This window comes from Paraburkholderia sp. EG304 (assembly GCF_046543485.1).
GTDB lineage: Bacteria > Pseudomonadota > Gammaproteobacteria > Burkholderiales > Burkholderiaceae > Paraburkholderia > Paraburkholderia youngii.
Genome location: NZ_JBKGUA010000034.1, coordinates 57182 through 77806, shown reverse-complemented (window position 1 = coordinate 77806; position 20625 = coordinate 57182). Strand labels below are relative to the sequence as shown.

The following is a 20625-nucleotide window of genomic DNA, read 5'->3' as shown; positions in this document are numbered from 1 at the left end:
CAAAACGCCCGCGTGCAATGCCCGCAAGGGCCAAAAACCAAAGGATGACGGTCGGCTTCACGACCTGAACACCTCTACATCGCCGACACGTCGCAAATTCAGCTGCTTGTTCAGCGTAGCCTTAGGCTTTTATGCGCGTTCTGCGATGTGTTCGCTTGCGAACACATCAATATCGAATGCGTCCATGCTGTGATTCATTGTCGGGCTGGCCATGTGAGACTATGTGCTCTCCCACGCTGGCCAAGCGGCCTGCGATAAAAAAGTCGCCCGTTGGCGACGCGCATTTCATTGGGAATCCTTTTGGGGGTTTTTACCAATAACTCGACCTTATGAGGATTTCGATGACACTGAATGTGGACGGCACGGCTGGCGTGCCGGATGAGATCGTTGCGACGCCGAGCGATGAGTCAATCCAGGAGCCCAATGCGTCAGAGGAGGATGCGGATCTGGCTGTAGCTGAGTCAGCCGACGTTGCGGATGCGGTGGTAGATGAGTCAGCCGACGTTGCCGATGCGGTGGTAGATGAGTCAGCCGACGTTGCCGATGCGGCGGTAGATGAGTCAGCCGACGTTGCGGAGGCGGCGGTAGATGAGTCAGCCGACTCTGCAGATGCAGCGGTAACTGAGTCGGGTGACATTGCGGATCTGGTGGAAGCTCAGTCTGGCGACGTTGCAGATATTCCGCAAGCTGAGTCAAGCGACGTTGCAAGTTTGGCGGAAGTTGAGTCAGGCGACGCAGTTGATGCGCAGGTAGCTGAAAGTTCGACAGAGGATGCCGGCGCACCCGCTGACGAGAATCCGGCGGCCGATCCAGTAGAACCGGCCGTCGAACAAGACGGCGAAGTCAGCGAAGATTGACGGTCGGTACTCCGGGCAATCGTTGTACCGCCCCTGTTTCGCACCCGGCACCGGGAGTTGCGTAACCGGTGCCGGAGCCTCAGCCGGGGACTTATCGCGCCGCGGGCGGCGGCACGATCGATGCGGCGAGGATAAGACTGCGAGCGGCCATCAAGCGTCATTCGTTTGCACCGCCGCTCAGTCATTCAAGCGTCGGTTCCGCTCGGGAACTGGCCATTAAATTCGCCGTTTCGAAGTATTGTTTGTCAGCCGTTGCGGTCATTGGGCGCTTTTCATTCGGTTTCCGCTGTCCGTCGGCGATTCGAGCGATTTTGGCGGCCTTGTTCTCCTGCACTTAGAACGGTCCGGTACTGGGGAAACTCGAGTCGCTGGATGATACCGGTGCAACAGTCAGTGGGCACGCGTCGCGACGTGCAGCAATCGCTCGATTTCGCGGCCGAGGGAATAGAGCCACTGCCTGGAGCCGATATCGCGCGCCGTGCGCATCCAGTTGACGGCTCATCGTTGACCAAACGACCGACGGCATTGATCCATGTCCAGATCGACTCGGTGCCGCACGAGCAATGTTCGCGAATTGCACCCGGCAGAATACATCCTCCCGCATCCGGATGCCTGCCGCCTCGAGGGTTGTCACAGCCGGCATGTTTGCGTCATCGCCGTCGGCAAGTTCCACGGCTTCCCGGGCGCCTGGGTCTGCAGCGTCTTCGAGGTGCCTTGAGTCAGCGAGGGTTCTGAATGATCAAAGGCCCGCCCATAACGGAGGCGTGATGCGTGTCAGCCACGTTGAGCTTGAGCGTATGCACGGCTGTGCCAGGCAGGAACGGCGCCGCATCGCCGTGCACCCACGTTTCATGTCCGGCGAGAAAATACGGCGACAGCGGATTGCCCGACTGTCCACCGGGCATCTCGAAGATGCCGTCCTGCTCATGCCCTGGCGACACCACAAAACGCTCGGATGCGCCGAACACGGGTGACTGCACGCGCGGCATATTGATGTCGCCCGGCAGCGGATCGGCCGGCGTGCCGAGCCAGCTGCGCACCCACGGCAGCCACGACGGCACGATCCGGGCGAACGGATGCGCGATCGCCGAGCGGTTGCGCTCGCCCCAGCGTGCATCTTCAAGCCTCGTGCCCTTCGGCAATTGCGCGATCGAGCGGTCGATCCGATCCAGCACGAACGCGCGCCAGTCCGCGAAACCCTCGGGTATCCACGCGTGCTGGCCGGCGAGCATCTCCATTGTTGCCTCGTAACGCGAGTTCGCAGCGCGATAGCTGAGTTCGGGTGCGATCGCGGTCATTTGCTTGTCGAGCGCACCGAACCAGGCGTCGTACAGCGAGTAGTAGAACGCGCGCACCAGCCGGTAGCCGACCGCAGTCACATCCGCGCGGCCATCCCAGGTTTCGACGAGCCGGCGGAATGCCGCGCGTTCGGGATGGCCGTTGAGAGAGGTCGCGTCGAGCGCGTCGAGCGCAGTGCGTCGCCAGTGTTCGATCCAGAAAGCCCGGTCGTCGGTCTGCACCGCCAGCATGTCGCGCTCGGTCGCATGCGGCAACGCGAGCAGATCATTGCGAATCTGCGTCGCACGTGCGCCGAGATCGGCGCCCGCATCGCCGATACGTGCTGCCTCGTCCGGCGGCAACGTCCGGTTGTTCGCAGTCCAGATGCGGCCCGCCGGCGGATCGATGCGCAACGGGTACGCATCGGGCGGCAGATACCCTTGCCAACCGCTATAGGTGTCGGAGCGGAACGGGAAGCTCGCGAGCGCGGTGGCATCCACATCCGCATCGGCAAAGCGCGGCAGGGGACCGGCGAGCGTCCAGCCGATACGGCCCTGTGCATCGGCCGCCATGAAGTTCTGCGTTGGCAGGCCGAGGGTCTGCGCAGCGTGCAACGCGTCGGCGACGTTCGACACGCTTTCGAGCTGCACGAGGTTCACGTTGATCGCCTGCGGATCCTGCGCAACCCAATGCAAGGCATAAGCATGCGGTCCAACAACGATCTGGGGCCCCCAGCGGGTTTGCACGACCGGAAGATCGACGCTCGCGCCGCCTTTCACGTCGAGGCGCTCATGGATCACCTGCGCCGTCTGCCAGCCGCCGTCGGGTACGCGATAGCGAAGCGGATCGTCCGGGGCACGCAGCAGTTCGACGAGATCGATGAACCGCCCGTAGCTGTTCGTGAATCCCCAGGCAATATGGCCGTTGCTGCCGGCCACGACGAGTGGCGTACCTGGCAGGCTCACCCCCGTAATGCGCCGCGCCCCGCCATCTGGCGCGGGATAGATCAGCGACAACCGGTACCAGATGTTCGGCAGCGACAAGCCGAGGTGCATGTCGCTCGCGAGCAGCGCGCGGCCGTCCACGCCGTGCGCACCGTCGACCGCGAATCCATTGCTGCCGACCATCGAACTGACGGGGGCTACATCGTCGATGAATTCGGGCACGCCGCTCAAAAGCGCGGTGGCCTCCGTGTCGAAGTCCGCGGCGGGTCGTGTTGCGGGCAGCCACGGCGGCGGCGTCGCGGGCAGGGTGGTGGGCGACGGCGTGAATGCGCGCATCACGTCGAGCGGAGCATCCCAGCGGCTCGTTGCGGGCAGCAGAAACGCAAGCAGGTCGGCAGGCACTCGCTCGCGCACTGCCGCACGTGACAGCACGTGTGCGATCTGGCCGTATTGCAGGTCGATGTACATGGCATAGACGGCGAGCAACGTATCCTCAGCGCGCCACGGGACCGGTTCGGTGCGCAGCAGCCAGTATTCGAACGGCCGGGCGCGTAGCGAGCGCAGGCCGTCGTTGACGCCCGCCGCATAGCGTTCGATCAGTTGCCGCTGGTCTGCGGGCAACGCGGCGAGTGCCGCCCGCGCGTGTTCGCGAAAACGCATGGGCCGGTCGCGCCGGTCCAGTGTCAGCGCAGCCGGACCGATGAGCGCGGCCATCTCGCCGGCGGCGACCCGGCGCAGCAAATCCATCTGGAAGAAGCGGTCCTGTGCGTGAACGAAACCGGTCGCATACGCGACGTCGTCACGCGTGCTGCCTTGTACCGTCGGCACGCCGAGCGCGTCGCGCGCGATTGTCACCGTTGCGGATACCGGCGCGTCGAGCGTGCCGTCGAGTTGCGGCAGGCTCGCGCGCAGAGTCAACCCGGCTGCCACCACCAACGCGACCAAAGCGATGACTACGACGCACAGCAGAATCGGCGGCCACGCGCGACGCCGCTTTTGCGGGAATGGCTCGAACGGATCATTGTGGATCATGCAGGGGGGCGTCCAATGCTTGTTGCAACGGCAACCTGATCGCCTTGCGACCATAGCATGGTCGGGTGCCGACAATATGCGTGGACGTCGCTGGATCCAGACAATGACCATCGTCGCGCTCCGGGATGATATGGATATTTTTCCGAGAAGTGAGGCTTCGTGGCCTCCATAAAGGGCACCCAGCTTATGTGACCTCCGTTTTCAAAGCCTTCCTTTCTTGCACACTCGCGCGCCGCCTGATGCATCGCGGAGCTAGAAGCCAGCGCTCGACGCTGCTCTGCTTCTGATCGCGCATTCCGCTCGGTGCGCCGCCGACCGAAGCCGCTTGATCGCGAAGGCGACGGCGAGTTAAGCGACTGCCTACTCCAGGTGCGGCTGAATGCCATCCGGGCACTTGCTTCCAAGAGAATAAACTTACAGTCAGTAAGATTGGACAGCGAAGGAGGTCCTCGGCATGGAACTGAAAGAAAGGAACGAAGAACACTGGGAGCCGCTTGCGGCGATTGCCCGTGAAGAACTAGGCGTACCCTCGCTGCTGGAGTCGGGAAAGATCACGAATGACGTCCATCTGGTGCGAATCGCCAGTCTCGCGCAGGCGCTCGAGCGGGCTTACGACCTGGGCCTGTTGATGGGCCACCGGGTGAGTCGCATGGAGCAGGGACAGGCCTTGCCGTCCAAACTGGTCTGTCGTGACGGGCTGGATGGCGTGCGGGCTGCCGCCACCGAGTGGCTGCGTACCTGCGCGAGTAAGGAACCGCAAGGAGGCGAACATGAGTGCGACCTCCCGGAATGATCCTCACTGGCTGGCGCTTCAGGCGATCGCCGCGGAAACGATGGCGCTCGACTCTCTGGAAGAACGCGGACGTACCGCGGCCGACCTCCGTATGGTCCGGGTCCGGGACATCGCCAGCGCGCTCGAGCAGGCGTACTGGATGGGCCTGAACGTCGGATACAACGCCGAGCTCCACTGACAGAACGGCTGACGAAGGACCTCGGTCGTCGCCGTCGACCCGCAGCACAAGTTTCGCCGCGTTCCTCTGTTCTTGTCCTGGTCCATGCAAAAGCGCATGTGGCGTCAGCTTTCGATGACGTCGCCCGACCAGATATGATCGAAGACGGAGCCGGCTTCCCGCTGCACCTTGCGGACGGTTTCAGCGTCCGGCGCTTCATATTCGCAGATCATGTGCATGCGATCGATTGAAACCACGCTGCGTTTCCAGACGATGCCGTGTAAATCGCTGCACGGTGCAAGGCGGTCTTCCACTACGGACAAATCCGCATCCGACTGTGGCGTCGGAAAACTCCTTTCAACGACGACGTACGACATGTCTGATCTCCCTTTGCGGCAGCGCCTGTACTCGCCGCAATTTAATGTGTCTGCGTTTGAATGATCGTTCTAGTCACGGGGTGGCGCTCATCAAGCCTTTGTAGTGCGGCCTGGCCCCTGGGCGTGATCGGCTTGTGTGCCAGCAACTCACGCAATAAAGATAGAACGGACATGGCGCGTTTCATCTCGCCGGCGATGAGCGCCGCCTCAACCAGGACCGCCCTGAATGGCTTGCTCGAGTTCCTGTTCGATCGATGGCGGACACGCGTCGCCCGAACTCGCCAGAGCCACGAGCCGCGCGGTGAGCAGCCGGATTTCACGCTGGACCCGCTCGCTTCCCTGCGGGAGTGAACGTGCGTGAGTCAGGCCGCGATCTGCCCCAGCGCGAACCTCGGATCCCGCAAAGACTGCCAGACAGTGATTGCTGGCTTTGACGCATGCCATCGCCGTCATGCGCGAGTCTCCCGCCAACGTCGCGTGATGAACCACTTCGCCGTGCAGGCGCGGGTCGTTTGCGCTCGCAGCCAGCAGCTGTCGCGCGATCTGATGGTGGATTGCGCGCCTGTGTGGCTGCGGGAGCATTCGATAGACCGTCTGACGTACCAGGTCGTGGGCGAAATCGATCTCGGTTTGCGTGGCTGCAAAGAGTCCCCGACGTTGTAGTTCGGAAAGACTCGAAAGGACTTGAGGAAGCGGACGGTCGAGCAGTTGCGCGAGCTGCTCGGGAGCAAACCCACGCCCGATCGACGCCGCGAACGAGAGCAGATCGCGTGTGCGCGCATCGAGCGGTGCGAGTCGATCCGCGATCAAAGCATCGACAGAGAGCGTCGAGGCTTCGATATGAGCTAGCTTCGCGCGCGTTAATTCGAGGACGTAGAGCGGATTGCCGCCGCTGCTTTTGATCGCCTGTTCGAGTCGGATATCGCTTCCCGATGCGTCGATAAGCGCGGCAACTTCCTCAGCAGAAAGTGGTGCCAACTCAACGCGCGTCAACTTGCTGTCACGCGCCAACGATTGCAGCAATGTCCTTGCAAACCGGTTTTCGTCCGTTTCGGCGGGACGGGCAGCGGCGACAAAGACAACTGGCAGTTCGCGGTCCAGCCGCCGCAGCACGAAGTGCAGCAGCGCCGCCGATGATTCGTCGAGCCACTGCAGATCGTCGAAAACGGAGCAACTACACCGGCTGGATCGTGGCACTGGTCGAACGGCTGCTGTTTCGAAAGCATGAGCCGAGCGATCGCATGTTCCGGCAGTTGTCACTTCAACTGCTGCTCTTTGTCTTCGGGGCATTGGCGGGCGCGGCGGGTGTTCAGCGCTTCGGCGTCGCAGCGATCGTGTTGCCGCTCGGCATTCTCGTCGCGCTGAGTCTCGCACGGATACCGGGTCGCGGGCTGGCGTGAGCAAGGCAACCACAGCGCTCCGACTTGAATCGAGGCCGGTAGCATAACGCGGTCCCGAACACGCGCGGTTGCACCCCGTACCTTTCCTGAGCGACGGCGGCGCGAGTGTTGCTGACTCTCATCACAGGAAGGTTCCGAAACATCCATACGGAAACCCGAGCGCAATGCGCTATTTCGCCTGGTCGTTTAGAGGGACACTGACATGTCGCTCGAGGTAAGGATCGGCCCGCCGCAGATTGCCATCCATCAGGGACATACGGTCCTGCTCACGCAGCCGGACGGGCAGATCATCAGCGGGTCGCGCAAAGGTCTCTATTTCCAGGACACGCGTCTTATCAGCAACTGGACGATCTTCGCTAATGGCGAGCCCTGGGATCTGCTCAGCTCGGGAGCGCTGCAGTCCTTTTTGATGCGGGCATGTCTCGCGAATCGTCCGCTCGACAGCGAGGACGGCCGAATCGAGGAACATACGGTCAGCCTGATACTGACCCGTCATGTAGGTGGTGGAGTCCACGAGGACATCGACATGACCAATCACGGCCTGCGTACGGTGTCGTTCAATCTAGAGATCGCGGTGCGCAGCGATTTCGCGGACATCTTCGAAGTCAAGGCCGGACATGTGGTTCGTCGCGGTCGTGTCGTGACCACCTGGAATGAGCACACGCAACATCTGAAGACCAGTTACCAGAATGGGCACTTTGGCCGCGGCATCAGTCTGAGCGTGCACGATAGCCACACGCGAGGGGCTTATGCAAACGGCCGCATCACATTTGGTGTGAGCTTGCGACCCGGCGCACGTTGGCATTGTTGCCTGAAGTACGACATAGACGATGACGGCCGCGCCGTACGCGCGCCGCAGCGCTGCGGCGCGGCCGGCGAACCGTCGCCCGAAGGAAAGCGGCTCGCACAATGGAAACGCGCGATTCCGTCGCTCGAGTGCAGCGACGAAACATTCAACCGTCTGTTTCGTCAGGCGACCGATGATGTCGCGGCGCTGCGCGTGCCGGAGCACGTGAATGGCAGGCGTCTAATGATTCCCGCAGCGGGCTTGCCGTGGTTCGTCGCGCTGTTCGGACGTGACAGTCTGATTACCTCGCTGCAGACGGCGCTGATTTATTCGGGGTTCGCGCGCGGCACGCTTGCGGCGCTCGGCGCACGGCAAGCCACGAAGCGTGACGACTTTCGTGACGCCGAGCCGGGCAAAATCATGCACGAGCTGCGGCGGGGCGAACTGGCAAAGCTCGGGCTCGTTCCTCATACGCCGTACTACGGAACCGCGGACGCGACGGCTCTATATCCGATCGTGCTCCATACCGCATGGTGTTGCACCGGCGACCGTGAATTGCTGATCCGTCATTTGCCCAACGCCGAGCGGTGCCTGAAATGGATCGACCACTATGGCGATCGTGACGGCGACGGGTTTCAGGAGTACGAGACGCGATCGACGGACGGCCTGAAAAACCAGAGCTGGAAAGATGCCGGAGATGCCGTGGTGTATCCGGACGGCACGCTCGTCGAAGGACCGAAGGCGCTCTGCGAGCTGCAAGGCTACGTGTATGACGCATGGCTTCGTATGGCCGCGATCTACGATGTGCTCGGCGAGAAGCGCCGTGCATGCAGGCTACGCGCGAAAGCCGCCGACATGTACGAGCGATTCAATGACGCGTTCTGGGACGAACGCAGCGGCTTCTATGCGCTCTGCCTGGATGGCGACAAGCAACGCGTGATGAGCATCGCCTCCAATCCGGGCCACTGTCTATGGTCGGGAATCGTTCCGCCCGAGCGCGCGCGCCGCGTGGTGCAAAGACTCATGAAGCCGGACATGTATAGCGGATGGGGCGTGCGCACACTGTCGTCGACACATACGGCCTTCAATCCGCATTCTTATCAGAAGGGCGCCGTATGGCCGCATGACAACGGACTCATCGCCGAAGGGTTCAAGCGTTACGGTTTTGCCGACGAGGCAGGACGGATCGCGAAAGACATCTGCGATGCAGGCGGCTATTTCGCGCTGAACCAGTTGCCTGAGCTATTTGCAGGCCTGCAGCGCACGGAGGCGAGCTTTCCGGTGCAGTACATAGGCGCAAATGTGCCGCAGGCATGGGCCGCGGGTTCGATTTTTTCGCTCGTGTATGCGATCCTGGGTCTTCAGCCCGACGCGCCGCGCAGTCAACTGTACGTCGACCCGGTGCTGCCTCCCTGGATTGACACGCTGACTTTGCGAAACCTGAAGGTAGGCGCGCAGATATTCGATATCCGGTTCACGCGAACCGATGGAAGCACAGAATTCGAAGTGTTGAAAGGGTCAAGCAAAAGCGTGAGCCGGCGCCCGATGACGAGTTGGCGCGAAGAACTGGCTGCAGGCCTTTGATTGCGGCGGCCCGATCGCGTACGTTTCGGAAGGTCGCCGCTATGCAAATGACCGAACGGCCGCGCACACAGCAGTCCCGCCGCGGCCGCGAGCCTGGCCTGTTCTCGCGCCGATAGCTGCACTTGCTCCGCACGGACTCGGCAGCAACAAATGCCTATGAGATACTTCCCCATCCACGCATAGTCGCTGCGTCCACCGCGTTTCAAACGGCCCAGGCATGCAAGCACATCCCCTCCGGCTCTCGCCCGGCGACGACCTACGCGTCGCCATCGAAGACGCGCTTCGTCAACGCGAACTGCAAGCTGCCTTCGTCGTCCAGGGCATCGGCAGTCTCCACGCTGCGGTATTGAGGTTCGCTGGCGCGCAAGCGCCGACGGATATTCGCGGCGACCTCGAAATATTGACCCTCGCAGGCTCCGTCTCGCCCGATGGCGCTCACCTGCACATGTCGATCGCGGATGCGCGCGGGCAGGTGTTCGGCGGTCATGTGGCGCGCGGGTGCACGGTGCGCACCACCGTCGAGTTGTTGCTCGTGTCGGTTCCGGGCTATTCGTTCGCGCGGGAGCCTGATCCGCAGACAGGGTTTATGGAACTCGTGATTCGCGGCAGCGGCGGTGCGCCGCGAGCCGATTCCGCCTGATCGTGCGAACGCGGCAACCCTTCGCGCGCCGATAGCCGCTCAACGCCCCACCAACATCCGCCCGCCGACCCCGACCAACAACGCACCCGCTGCGGTATCGAGCACGGCTTTGCGGCGAACCAGCGTGCGCCGAACCGCCGGATGCGATGCAAGCAACGCCATCGCGCAGTACCACGCGCACGAGATGCCGATCGACAGCGCCACGACCGCGATATCGAGCCACAACGGCGCATGCGCGGGCACCATCAACGCGAAGATGCTGCCGTAGAACGCGATGGATTTCGGGTTCGTCATGCTGACGACATAGCCTTTCTTCGTCGCGGCCCAGCCGGACGCGGCGCTGCCGGCGCCCGCGGACAACGGCCGCCGCGCGGTCACGATCATCTTGATGCCGAGCCAGATCAGGTAGAGCGCGCCTGCGATCCGCAGGACGGCGCCGAGCCACGTGACGTGCGAGAGGATCAGGCTCAACCCCGCGATCGCGAGCAAGGCCCACGTGCCGGACGCGGCGGCGAGCCCGAGTCCGGTCATCATGCCGGCGCTGCGCGACGCAACGGCCGTCGACGTGACAATCAGAAAGTTGGGCCCCGGGCTCGCGACGCTGAGCAACAGGACGCCCGCAAGCGCAAGCAGGATGTTGACGGATTGCAAGAGGAATCTCCCGTGGTGGGTTGGGTGTGGGTTCGAGCGATCGCGCGACGTTTTCATCATACCGGCGCGGCTTCCGCGCTTCCGGCCCGCTAACCGTGTCCCTGATATTGGGGGGTCGGGTTTACTGTAATTGAAGGAGCGTGCGCTCCTACAGCATGATTTGTCGTACGTTGTATGACGAATATTACTATTGCCCGACAAGCCGATTCGCGAGCTCGCGGAGTCGGTTGGCTGTGCGCCTTGGGCGTGGCCGGTCGTAACCGGAAAATAACCTTCGTGGCGCGGTCCAGCGCTGGGCAAAGCTCTCCTGTCGGTCTGCGCTCTTGAGATCCGTCCGCAAGCCAGGTGGTTGTCTCGACATAAGCTGCGCGATATCTGGCTTTCGGCCGTCGCGCGTCGTGTGGAAAACTGCGGGTTTTTATGTTGCGTCTTATACGATGTCTTATAACAAATTGATGTTCCGTGCGCGCTGACGCTTTCCCGCCGCCTCCGCGAAAGAAGGGGCGGCCTGTCAGGAACACGCACTGGATCCACCCCAAGGAGATGACTTATGAAGATGCGCTCGGTCCGAGAGCTTGCGGTACTCGGCCTGTTTGTTTTGACCGTCGCCGGTTGCGGTGAGGGTAACAACATCTCAGGTTCGAGTTCGACCACGCCACCCACCAACCCGACCTCGCCGACATCCCCGGTCTGGACGCCCGGCCGCTACGCCGGCGATACGAACCTGCCGGATTCGCCGTCCTTGCCGGCGGACACGCAGGTTTGCTCGACGCTTCAGGCAAGCAACAACCTGGTGAAGAACGCGGACGGCTCGCTGCCGGTCAGCGCCGACCCGACACCGGCCGCCTACGGCGGCGCGACCACCGCGCTGAACAACCCAGATCAGGCGCGCATCCAGGCCGCGCTCGACGCGTGCGGCGCCTCCGTGGACGCGGAAGTCGGCGCGAAGATCACGCAGGCCGACCAGCAGGCAGCCGCTACGCAACAGGCGGCCAATAATCCGAACGTCAACATCGCGGGTGCATCGAGCGAAACGCTGTCTAATCCGAGCTACAAGGCCACCAGGTTCGCGGTGCGTCTCGTCAAGAACAGCAGCGGCGCCGGCAATGCGTTCCTCAGCGGTCCGCTGGTTCTGCCGTCGGGCGTCACGCTGTGGGTCGACGACGGCGTCACGCTGTTCGCGAGCCGCGACGTGGTCGTGTACGACAAAACCGCGCAGGATCGGCCCAACGCGATCACCTGCGGCGCCGCGATCAACAACCCGGCGGGGCTTCCCGCGCCGGCCGGCACCGCCAACGCGGGTGCGGCGACCATCGCGGGCACGAGCGGCATGCAGAACTGCTATCCGCTGATTCGCGGCACGCATACGGTCAACGCGTCGATCATGGGCACGGGCTCGATCGATGCGCGTGGCTACATGCCGCTGATCAGTTCGTCGCCGCAATATCCGATGATCCGCTGGGCAACGGGCGTGACCGAGGCGTTCACGTATTCGGGCAACAACATCTCCGGTGTGACGACGCCGAAGTTCAGCTGCACGAACACGATCGCCGCTTACCGCGCGGGCACGCTCGCACCGGAAGGCACCGCTTGCGACGTGGTCACCGCGATGGGCAAGACGACGCTGACCACGCCGGCCGTCACCTATGTGGTGAACCGCCAGGCAACCAGCATCCCGAGCGGCTACACGGTCAACGGCGGCGGCTGTACCGCCGGCACGGCCGGTTGCGCACGCTGGGTGCCGGCAAGCTGGTGGGATATTTCGTACCACGGCAACAAGGACATCGGCGGCGGTCCGTACAGCTTCCAGGGCAACCCGGGCATGCTGTGGATGCAGCAGTCGAAGAACCTGTCGCTGTATCAGATCACGTTGCGCAACAGCACGTTCTTTACCGTCGAAGCCGACGGCGTGGACGGCTTCACCGTGTGGGGCATCAAGATCATCACGCCGTTGCTGCCGGATGCAGCGAACCAGGCGAGCGTCGGCATGAACAACGATGCCTTCGACGGCGTCAGCGGTTCGTACTCGCACCTCTATACGGGCGCGACGATCGACGCCAGCTCGACGGGCGTGAAGAACACCGACGGTGTCGACCCGAGCGTTGCCGCAGGTCCGGAACACGCGGCGCTCGGCACGGGCAGCAAGACCACGTCCGCGGGCCAGGTGTACTTCGATGGCTACGTGAAGAACGTCGCGATCGTGTACAACTTCCTGAGCCCGTCGGACGACAACGTCGCGTTCAAGGGCGGTCTGCAGGACCCGCGTCCGGCGTCGGCACAGGGCGCGACGACGCCGGCCAACATGCTGTGGGCCATCGACGGCAACCGCGACGTTTCGTCGAACCGCACGTACGGCATCACGGTGGCGCACAACCACAACTACAACGGCCATGGTCTGTCGATCGGCAGCCCGACGAATGCAGGTGTGCGCAACATTCACTTCTACGACAACTACTTCGACAACGTCTACGACGGCACCAACTCGTCTACGGACAATGGCATCGTGGGCCTGCGTATCAAGAGCGGTCAGGCACGCGGCGGCGACGTCAGCAACATCTACTACGACGGCGCATGTATGCGCGGTGTGAAGGACTTCCTCGTGTTCGACATGTACTACACGGGCCCGAGCGCCGATCCGATCACGTACACGGGGTTGGGCTGGCTGGTGCCGAGCTTCCACGACATCAACCTGAGCAACATCCGCATGATGAACATCCCGGCCAACAAGGCTGCGGGTAAGAACGGCGGCGGCGGTCTGACGTTCCGTGGTCTGCATGCCGATACGGCTTACGCCAATACGCAGAGCGTGATCCAGCTGAACCTGGACAACGTGGTTGCGGACAAGGACGTCGCGTTGTCGATTGCGAACCTGAGCAAGCCTGTCGTGAACATCGGCTCACTCGATGGCTCGACGCAATCGAAGGCGGCCAACGCCACGCTGAACCTCGGCGCGAACGTCAGTCTGATTGGCTCGTCGATGGCTCATGGCTCCGGCGGCATTCTGACGAACACGTCGAGCGGCGCGGGCAAGTACGCGGCGCCAACGAATACGTTGAACCTGACCGTCAATGGCAGCGACGACGCTGGCGCCGCGGGCGACACGGACCCGGCGGGCACGATCGTCTCGCAGAATGCGAAGCTGCAACTGTGCGATCAGGCTTCGTCCTGGCCGGTTTTCCCGAATGTGAAGTAAGCGTGGTTGCTTGAAAGACCTGGACCCGCGGTGTCAGGCTGCGGGTCTTTTTTGAAGCCTCATGGGTGACCGTGGGGCTTTTTTTTTGGGGGGGTCGTCGCAGGAGACAGTGAAGCTGCGGAGAGCGACTGCGTATCCTGAGCCTGACTGAATGGAAGTCGGGAGGGCTGCTCGATCGTAAGGCTTTTCGGAGTCGTCTGATGCTTGCATACGAAGCACACACCTAGCATAGCTCCCTCGCTACTCGCCATGCCTTCCTTCCTGCGAGTGGCGACTGACCTACAGCCAGCGCAAGCAGGAGGCGTGACACATTGGCCTATAACGGCAAATTTCTCGTGAATAACGAGCCCCTATCACCGCTCACCATTTTTTGGCATCGGTACCTTCGACGCTTATTCGGGTGACCGGCAATACCGCAATCAGGGCGGCTGCACGGCAGTGCCTGGCAAGGGGCCGATTCCCGCGGGTACGTACTCGATCGTTGACCGTCCTACTGGCGGTATCCGTTCAAGGGCTTATGCATTGGGAAAAGACGTATTGAATGCAGTTTTCGCTCATCCGTCGAATCACGGTGACTGGTTCGCCCTGTATCGGGATGACGGCAGCATTGACGACTTTACGTGGGTCAATGGAGTCAAGCGTGGCCAGTTCCGGTTGCATCCAGCAGGCGGGCACGGCGCATCGCTTGGTTGCATTACCCTGCCGGGCCATAGTGATTTCATGAGAATCCGCAATGCGTTGCTGCACACTGCGAAAATCCCCGCGGGCACTTCGGGTCTGCGCGCCTATGGAACAATTGAGGTCATCACATATGGCAGCACTTGCCCGTAGACTGTTCAAGTTCGCGTTGTTTCTGGGACTGTTTGTTCTATCAGTTCTTTACGTCCGCCCGTATCCCTACGAGTGGACGGAAACCGAGTCGAATGCGTATTGGGCGGCTTCCGATTGGCTCGCTGTGCGTGACCCTGATGACCTGTATTACGTAGTGTGGGTGACTATCGAACTGATCGTGGCGGTGCTGGCGTATGTGGCGATCATGAAGCTATGGCGGTGGCGTAGCACGAAACACTGAACGCAAGCTCTCGCACGCGCCGGCACGCGCGATCCCCGCGTCACGACCCCGCAAAAACGACCGCGCCGCGATCGTTCCAACACCGATCGCGGCGCAGCTCACTACTCGAATACGTCGACTACAGCAAACCATCAGTCTTCGCGATCGAACTCCGGCAGCGGCCGCGTTCCTTCAATCGCGACCGAATGCAGCAGCCCGGGCTTCAGATCGAGCAGACGCAAGATCGTCGGCGCGACCTGCGTGGTCAGCACCCGCTCGTCGTTGACGTGCCCGGCGTGATGCATATGAGGCACGTACATCACGAGACCGAGATGGCTGTCGTCGGGCGCGTTGCCGCCATGCTCCTCGTCCTTCGACGTGCTCGACGTATAGATGACGCCCGGGTTCGGCTGAACGATGATGTCGGGCGTGCGGCCGCGCGACGGATCGCCGAACCGGTTCGCCAGTTGCGGGCCGGACAGGATGTATGCCTGCGGACCGTCCGCGCAAATGCCCGGCGCATTGCAGCTCAAATTGTCTTTCAGCGTCTTCACGACCGAGGCCACCTGGCTTTGGTCGCGCAGCCAGATCAGGCCGACGTCGTCGGTCTGCACGAAGCCGGTGCCGACGAGCCCTGTGCCGTCGTTCAGGTTGCCGCTCGTCGTAGCGTTCTGCCCAAAAGCGCCGCCCGAATCCAGATAGTTGTTCGCTTCGAGCAGCTTGGTCAGCGTATCGCCGTTCTTCACCAGCTTCGAATGATCGGTCGGCGACTGGCCATGCTTCGCGGTCACGATGATCGCTGTCGACGAATAGAGATTGCGTTGCTTCAGTTCGGACACGATGCGTCCCAACGCGTCGTCGAGATACGCGATCGCGCCGGCCACTTGCGGACCCGGCGTGAAGCTCGCATCCAGATAGCCGCCGCCCGACGCGACCGTGGCCTTCTGCGCGACGCTCAAGGTCTGGAAGTTGGCGCCGAACACGGTCGGAATCGCGACGTTCTTTTGACCGGTCGAATCCTTGCCATCGATTTCATGGATCAGCGATTGCACATGGTAGTTGTCGAACTTCTCCGTGTGCGTGTACGTGTCGAGGTAGTAGGTATTGGTGTCCGGATCGATCGAATTTATTTCGGTACGTGAAAGATCGTCGACGCCCGTGCCGGACGGCCCGTTGAGCCAGTCGTAGCCCCACGCGTGCTTATCGGCCCACGCGGTGCGCGCGCCGTTCACATTGCCCTTGATTACTTCGAAGACCGTGTTGGTCTTCAGGTAGTTGTGCGGATAAACGGGCGTGCAGACGCCGTTGACGAGCGCATGCGGAATCGCCTGCGGGTTGAACGCGCCGCCGCCGTCGAGATGGATCAGCGCGCCGCCGTTCTCGCCGTCGATGCCGGTCGTTTCATCGAACACCACATTCCAGCCGGTCGGGCCCGTGCAATTGGTATCCGACGGCGCATAGAGTGTGCGGTCGTAGGAGACGTCGTAGAACAGGCCCGCGGACTTCGGCGAGCCGCCGGTCACGAGCGCGGCAAGGCCCGGAAACGAATCCGACAGTCCCGGTGTATGCGCGTTCGTATACGTGGTGCCTGACTTCGCGAGCAGCGCCAGGTTGGGGCAGGTGTTTGCGCCGATGCAACGCGCGACGTCCTGCTCATGCAGACCATCGAAGCTGATCAGCAACACATGCTTGACCGACGCGCGATCGCGCTCGTGATCGCGGCCGTGATCGTGATCATCGCCGGCGGTCGCGACCGCCGAGTACAGCCCGGCGAGCAGTGCGACGGCGGCGCACATTGCGGTTTGCTTACGCTTCCATTTCGTGATCGGTTTCATGTCTCGTCCTTTTGTTTGACAACGAATTCGGGTAAAGCGGGACGAATTTGAACCGTAAAAAAAGTCATCTGCGTGACTTGGGTTTTTTATTTGGCGATACTGAAGTCTTAAGGCCTTGTTAAGGTCGGCGTGATCCGTTCGACGCGCAGGCGCTGTGAATCGGCTTCGATTCCACGCGTGATCCGTGCGAGTCGTCAAGCATAAAAAAACGGCACAGGTTATCGCAGTCCGTGCCGTTTCGTCGGTCGGTGGTCAAATACCTCGAGGGCGGGGCGGAAAGGACCGCCACGCCGCGCGGGTTGCCGGGCAAATAACGCGAGGGAGTCCGCCTAATGAGCGGCCGGCTCCTGCGTGATGGAATCCACGCGGTCGGGGTAGAACGCGAGGTGTTCGCGGATCGACGCGACGGCGTCGTAAGGGTGCTCGTAAGTCCACACCGCGTTGGTGCCGCGCTCGCCGGCCGATGGAATCGAGAAGTAGGCGCATTCGCCTTTGTATGGACAATAGGTCGCGTGCGCCGTGCGTTCGAGCCGGGTCATGTCGACGTCCTTGCGCGGGATGTACAGCACGGCCGGATAGCGGGCCTCGCGCAGCGTCAACGCGTCGTGTGTATCGGCGATCACCTGGCCGCCAGCCATCACGATCACGCGCGCGCGGTGCTGCTCGATCGTGATCGGGTGGTCCGGGCCGGGGATCTTGACGGGTTTGTCGTTCGAGACCGAATGGGTGGACATAACGATGCTCCGTGGCGAAGTGGGTGGTGTCCGTTGCCCGAGCCGAGCGCCAAGGCAAGCGACTGAAGATATGCCCGTATTGCCGTACTACTTCACTTCGGGTATTTCTATACATACTAGCGCAGACCTTCCAGGTGCTGTGAGCGGCGCAACGCCCGCCGGAGTTGCATCGACTGCGTGCACGTGCTTTAGTGCAGCGGAATCGCGACTTCGCGGAAGAGGAACACAATTAGCCGACTGACAGGAGTGCGTGATGCTCGTTGGATACGCCGTGCGTGAGTGTGCAAATGAGCCTGCAAGTCAGCCTGCAATCTCGTCGTCGACAAATGGCGAGGTTGTTTGACTATGCCGGCACTTCGGAAGCGTTGGTCACTTCGCGCATTGGGCGCGGGTGCCGCTCTGCCTTTGAGCCTGCTGTCCGGCCCGTCGCACGCGCAGGTCGTGCCGGGGCAATTGTCGAGCAACACCGTGATCGGCGGCAATGTAAAGCAGCACGCGGACGCTGTGCTCGCGATCATGAGCTACACGACGGTCCCGGACGTCACGACCAGCAATCTGTCGGTCAATAACGGCCTGACCGGTAATCCCGGCTTCGGGCAGACGCAATTCGGCGGCGGTTTCACGCTCAGCAGGTCGTTTCCGTTGTACATGGAGGGCACGCTCGCCTACAGCCGCTACGATCCGATTTTCATCGCCACGGATGGCGCCCAGCAGCGTGCGGTGCCCACCAAGTGGAACACCTTCAGCGGCACGGTCGGCCTGGGCTGGGATTTCCGCATCACCGACGAACTGGCATTCCGCCCGATCCTGAACGGTACGATCGGGCGCGTGTCGAGCGACCTGAAGGTGGGGCAGACGCTGTTCAATCACGTCACCGACAGCAACCTGCAGTTCCTCGAGAACGGCTCGCTCGATGCCTACGGCTATGGCGGCTCCCTGATGCTCGACTACGAGCACTACCGCGAAAACTACGAAATCGACGCCGAATTGCGGGCGACCGATATCTACCTGCGCAGTTTCGGCGGTTCATCGCAGGCCGTTCAGGGCTCGGCCACGGCCCAGCAAGTGAGCCTATGGACACGCTGGCGCGCGCCCACCGGCTGGCACGCGCTGGACCGGCCAGTCCGCTATGTGCTCGAAGCCGCTTACTCGCACTATTTCGGCGACAGCGCCGGGGTGCTGGGTTTCAACGACCTCACGTCGCTGGGAGTCGGCCTCGAACTCGATAGCAGCAGGTATCCCGTCATCGTCACCCGCACGCGCGCGATGGTGCGCTACGTGTTCGGTCGCAACGTGCACGGCGTGTCGTTCGGATTCGCGATGAGTTTCTAGCGCGGCCTGCTTACCGGACCGCACGAATGGCGCGGATACCTGCCGTCGACGCTACTTCGTCACCCCCTTCTTCGTCGCGAGATCCTGCGCCATCTTGTAGTGTTCCTCGATGGTGGGCAGCGCTTTTTGCGCGGCCTTCTTCAGATCAGCGTTCTGGCCATCCGAGATTTCTTTCTTGAATGCGCTCAGCGCGTCCTCGTGTCCCTGCAAGCCGATCTTCTGGATATAGGCCTGATCGAATGCGTTGCCATGCAGGCTCTTCAGCGAGTCCAGCACCGTGGTGTCGGAATTGTCCTTCGGCACCGCGACGCCGTGTGGCGCAGCCATCTTCAGTTGCATCGTGAGCTTGGTGTGATCGAGCATCATGTGATGCGCGAACGATTTCACATCCTTGTCGCTGGAGTTCTTCGTCGCGAGCTTGGCCGCGTCGATTTCGGTCGACGACGACATGCTCGCCGCCTGCACGAAGTCCTTGTCGGCCTGAGGCAGCGGATTGGCGCTCGTGGTCGAGGCGGCCTCGGTTTGCGCGCCGGCGATCTGAGGGATAGCGGCAAGCCCACAGCACATCGCGGCAATGGCGGTAACGCGCTTCATGTTTTTCTCCTCTACGAAGTGGAACGGGATGAAGCGAAGCGGGACGGATGACTCGCTTCGATCGACAACCCGCAAGCGCCATACCATCGTCCACCGCGCGTCTGGAATGATGGATGCTCGACGACGGAGGTCTGCACGGCGGAAGAACGACGGAGGCTCGCATGCGCATCGCGCAAGTGTCGACGCTCTACGAGCGCGTGCCGCCCGTCGCCTATGGCGGCACCGAGCGCGTCGTGTCGTGGCTGACCGAGGCGCTGGTCGAACTCGGCCATGAGGTCACGCTATTCGCGAGCGGCGACTCGTTGACGCGCGCGCATCTCGTGTCGGTCTATCCGCGGCCGCTGCGCGAGCTCGAGAACACGGCCGACCCGCAGGCGTTTCATGTCGCGATGCTCGAACAGGTCGTGCAACGTTCGGCCGACTTCGACATCGTGCACTTCCACACCGACTACACGAGCTTCCCGTTCGGCCGGCGGCTGGGCTGCGCGCACGTGACGACGCTGCACTGGCGGCTCGACATCCCCGGTCTGGATGCGCTGTACCGCGAGTTTTACGACGTACCGCTGGTATCGATCTCCGACGCGCAGCGCGCGCCGCTGCCGCGACTCGCGTGGCAGCGCACCGTCCATCACGGCCTGCCGCGCGACCTTCACACCTTCAGCCGCACGCCGTCCGACTACCTGGCATTCGTCGGCCGGATCGCGCCGACCAAGCGACCCGATCTCGCGATCGAGATCGCGCGCCGTGCGAACGCGCGGCTCGAAATCGCGGCCAAGATCGACGACGGCGATCGCGTGTACTACGAGCACGAGGTCGCCTCGCTGATGCGGCAACCGCATGTGTGCTATCGCGGCGAGCTCGGTGGTCGTGACAAGGATCGCTTCATCGGCGCGGCGCGAGCGCTGCTGTTTCCGATCGACTGGCCCGAGCCGTTCGGGCTCGTGCTGGTCGAGGCGCTGGCGGCGGGCACACCGGTGATCGCGTTCGACCGCGGCTCGGTCCGCGAAATCATCGACGATGGCGTGACCGGCTTCATCGTCGATAGCGTCGACGAGGCCGTCGATGCGGTGAACCGTATCGGCGAACTGGACCGCGCGCGCTGTCGCGCAGCATTCGAGCGGCGCTTCACCGCGGCACGCATGGCCGACGAGTACCTCGAGGTTTACCGGCAGCTGTTGGCATCGAAGCGTTGAAGCGTTGAAGCAACGGCGCCTGCGCGAGTGTGGAGTTTTTCTAACACGGCACGCCATTCTTGACCAACGCCATCGGCACTGACGGCCACGGTGCATGCGAGCGGACCACGCGTCATGCGGCCGCCGGGCGCACGCGCGCAGCGGGCCGAGCGCATCGCGATCGGCGAGCACGAGTCGGGCAGACCGTCATCGC

General features: G+C 62.5%; 17 protein-coding genes and 1 pseudogene. 11 read left to right on the top strand and 7 right to left on the bottom strand.

Annotation, left to right across the window (positions count from 1 at the left end):
- Nucleotides 1-341 precede the first annotated feature (341 nt).
- A complete protein-coding gene (locus ACLFKU_RS30460) occupies nucleotides 342-857 on the top strand; it encodes a mucin-associated surface protein (RefSeq protein ID WP_410851583.1) in 516 nt (171 codons plus the stop codon).
- A 719-nt stretch (nucleotides 858-1576) separates the two neighbouring features.
- Here the strand turns inward: ACLFKU_RS30460 and ACLFKU_RS30455 are convergent.
- Nucleotides 1577-4111 (bottom strand): penicillin acylase family protein, encoded by a 2535-nt coding sequence (locus tag ACLFKU_RS30455; protein WP_410851582.1) that lies wholly within the window; start codon nucleotides 4109-4111, stop codon nucleotides 1577-1579.
- A gap of 454 nt (nucleotides 4112-4565) precedes the next feature.
- On the opposite strand from ACLFKU_RS30455, the gene ACLFKU_RS30450 reads away from it, so the two are divergent.
- Together ACLFKU_RS30450 and ACLFKU_RS30445 are read left to right on the top strand one after the other, a co-directional pair.
- Complete coding sequence (locus tag ACLFKU_RS30450; protein ID WP_410851581.1) at nucleotides 4566-4904, top strand: DUF6900 domain-containing protein; 339 nt, start codon at nucleotides 4566-4568, stop codon at nucleotides 4902-4904.
- On the top strand, nucleotides 4882-5082 hold the full coding sequence (locus ACLFKU_RS30445) for a DUF6900 domain-containing protein (RefSeq protein ID WP_410851580.1): 201 nt from the start codon (nucleotides 4882-4884) through the stop codon (nucleotides 5080-5082). The genes ACLFKU_RS30450 and ACLFKU_RS30445 overlap by 23 nt, the downstream gene beginning before the upstream one ends.
- Nucleotides 5083-5186: 104 nt before the next feature.
- Here the strand turns inward: ACLFKU_RS30445 and ACLFKU_RS30440 are convergent, their stop codons facing one another.
- Nucleotides 5187-5438 (bottom strand): nickel-binding protein, encoded by a 252-nt coding sequence (locus ACLFKU_RS30440; protein ID WP_410851579.1) that lies wholly within the window; start codon nucleotides 5436-5438, stop codon nucleotides 5187-5189.
- A 207-nt stretch (nucleotides 5439-5645) separates the two neighbouring features.
- A complete protein-coding gene (locus tag ACLFKU_RS30435; RefSeq protein WP_410851578.1) occupies nucleotides 5646-6461 on the bottom strand; it encodes a hypothetical protein in 816 nt (271 codons plus the stop codon).
- Between ACLFKU_RS30435 and ACLFKU_RS30430 the strand changes: the two genes are divergently transcribed.
- The 3 genes from ACLFKU_RS30430 (at nucleotide 6461) to ACLFKU_RS30420 (ending at nucleotide 9849) form a co-directional block, all read left to right on the top strand.
- Nucleotides 6461-6838, top strand: coding sequence for a hypothetical protein (locus tag ACLFKU_RS30430; protein WP_410851577.1), 378 nt, complete (start codon nucleotides 6461-6463; stop codon nucleotides 6836-6838). The genes ACLFKU_RS30435 and ACLFKU_RS30430 overlap by 1 nt on opposite strands.
- Before the next feature lie 202 nt (nucleotides 6839-7040).
- The gene (locus ACLFKU_RS30425; protein ID WP_410851576.1) at nucleotides 7041-9209 is read left to right on the top strand and encodes a glycogen debranching N-terminal domain-containing protein; all 2169 of its coding nucleotides are present in this window, start codon (nucleotides 7041-7043) and stop codon (nucleotides 9207-9209) included.
- A gap of 217 nt (nucleotides 9210-9426) precedes the next feature.
- Nucleotides 9427-9849, top strand: coding sequence for a PPC domain-containing DNA-binding protein (locus ACLFKU_RS30420; RefSeq protein WP_410851575.1), 423 nt, complete (start codon nucleotides 9427-9429; stop codon nucleotides 9847-9849).
- A 39-nt stretch (nucleotides 9850-9888) separates the two neighbouring features.
- Here the strand turns inward: ACLFKU_RS30420 and ACLFKU_RS30415 are convergent, their stop codons facing one another.
- A complete protein-coding gene (locus tag ACLFKU_RS30415) occupies nucleotides 9889-10500 on the bottom strand; it encodes a LysE family translocator (RefSeq protein WP_410851574.1) in 612 nt (203 codons plus the stop codon).
- Nucleotides 10501-11050: 550 nt separating this feature from the next.
- On the opposite strand from ACLFKU_RS30415, the gene ACLFKU_RS30410 reads away from it, so the two are divergent.
- The 3 genes and pseudogenes from ACLFKU_RS30410 (at nucleotide 11051) to ACLFKU_RS30400 (ending at nucleotide 14765) form a co-directional block, all read left to right on the top strand.
- Entirely contained in the window at nucleotides 11051-13693 is a 2643-nt protein-coding gene (locus ACLFKU_RS30410; protein WP_410851573.1) for a glycosyl hydrolase family 28 protein, read from the top strand.
- 311 nt (nucleotides 13694-14004) lie between these two features.
- Nucleotides 14005-14524: pseudogene (locus ACLFKU_RS30405) on the top strand (DUF2778 domain-containing protein).
- On the top strand, nucleotides 14505-14765 hold the full coding sequence (locus ACLFKU_RS30400) for a hypothetical protein (RefSeq protein WP_410851572.1): 261 nt from the start codon (nucleotides 14505-14507) through the stop codon (nucleotides 14763-14765). Before ACLFKU_RS30405 ends, ACLFKU_RS30400 begins: the two are co-directional and overlap by 20 nt.
- Before the next feature lie 131 nt (nucleotides 14766-14896).
- Here ACLFKU_RS30400 and ACLFKU_RS30395 read toward each other — a convergent pair whose 3' ends face one another.
- Nucleotides 14897-16579 carry an alkaline phosphatase family protein gene (locus ACLFKU_RS30395; RefSeq protein ID WP_410851571.1) on the bottom strand — a complete coding sequence of 561 codons (1683 nt, stop codon included), beginning with the start codon at nucleotides 16577-16579 and terminating at the stop codon, nucleotides 14897-14899.
- A 329-nt stretch (nucleotides 16580-16908) separates the two neighbouring features.
- Entirely contained in the window at nucleotides 16909-17313 is a 405-nt protein-coding gene (locus ACLFKU_RS30390) for a DUF427 domain-containing protein (RefSeq protein ID WP_410851570.1), read from the bottom strand.
- A 345-nt stretch (nucleotides 17314-17658) separates the two neighbouring features.
- Between ACLFKU_RS30390 and ACLFKU_RS30385 the strand changes: the two genes are divergently transcribed.
- The gene (locus tag ACLFKU_RS30385; RefSeq protein ID WP_410851569.1) at nucleotides 17659-18645 is read left to right on the top strand and encodes a hypothetical protein; all 987 of its coding nucleotides are present in this window, start codon (nucleotides 17659-17661) and stop codon (nucleotides 18643-18645) included.
- A 51-nt stretch (nucleotides 18646-18696) separates the two neighbouring features.
- On the opposite strand, the gene ACLFKU_RS30380 is transcribed toward ACLFKU_RS30385, so the two are convergent.
- Entirely contained in the window at nucleotides 18697-19239 is a 543-nt protein-coding gene (locus ACLFKU_RS30380) for a DUF4142 domain-containing protein (protein WP_410851568.1), read from the bottom strand.
- A 161-nt stretch (nucleotides 19240-19400) separates the two neighbouring features.
- On the opposite strand from ACLFKU_RS30380, the gene ACLFKU_RS30375 reads away from it, so the two are divergent.
- Nucleotides 19401-20432, top strand: a complete 1032-nt coding sequence (locus tag ACLFKU_RS30375; protein ID WP_410851567.1) for a glycosyltransferase family 4 protein — start codon at nucleotides 19401-19403, stop codon at nucleotides 20430-20432.
- Nucleotides 20433-20625: the final 193 nt, after the last annotated feature.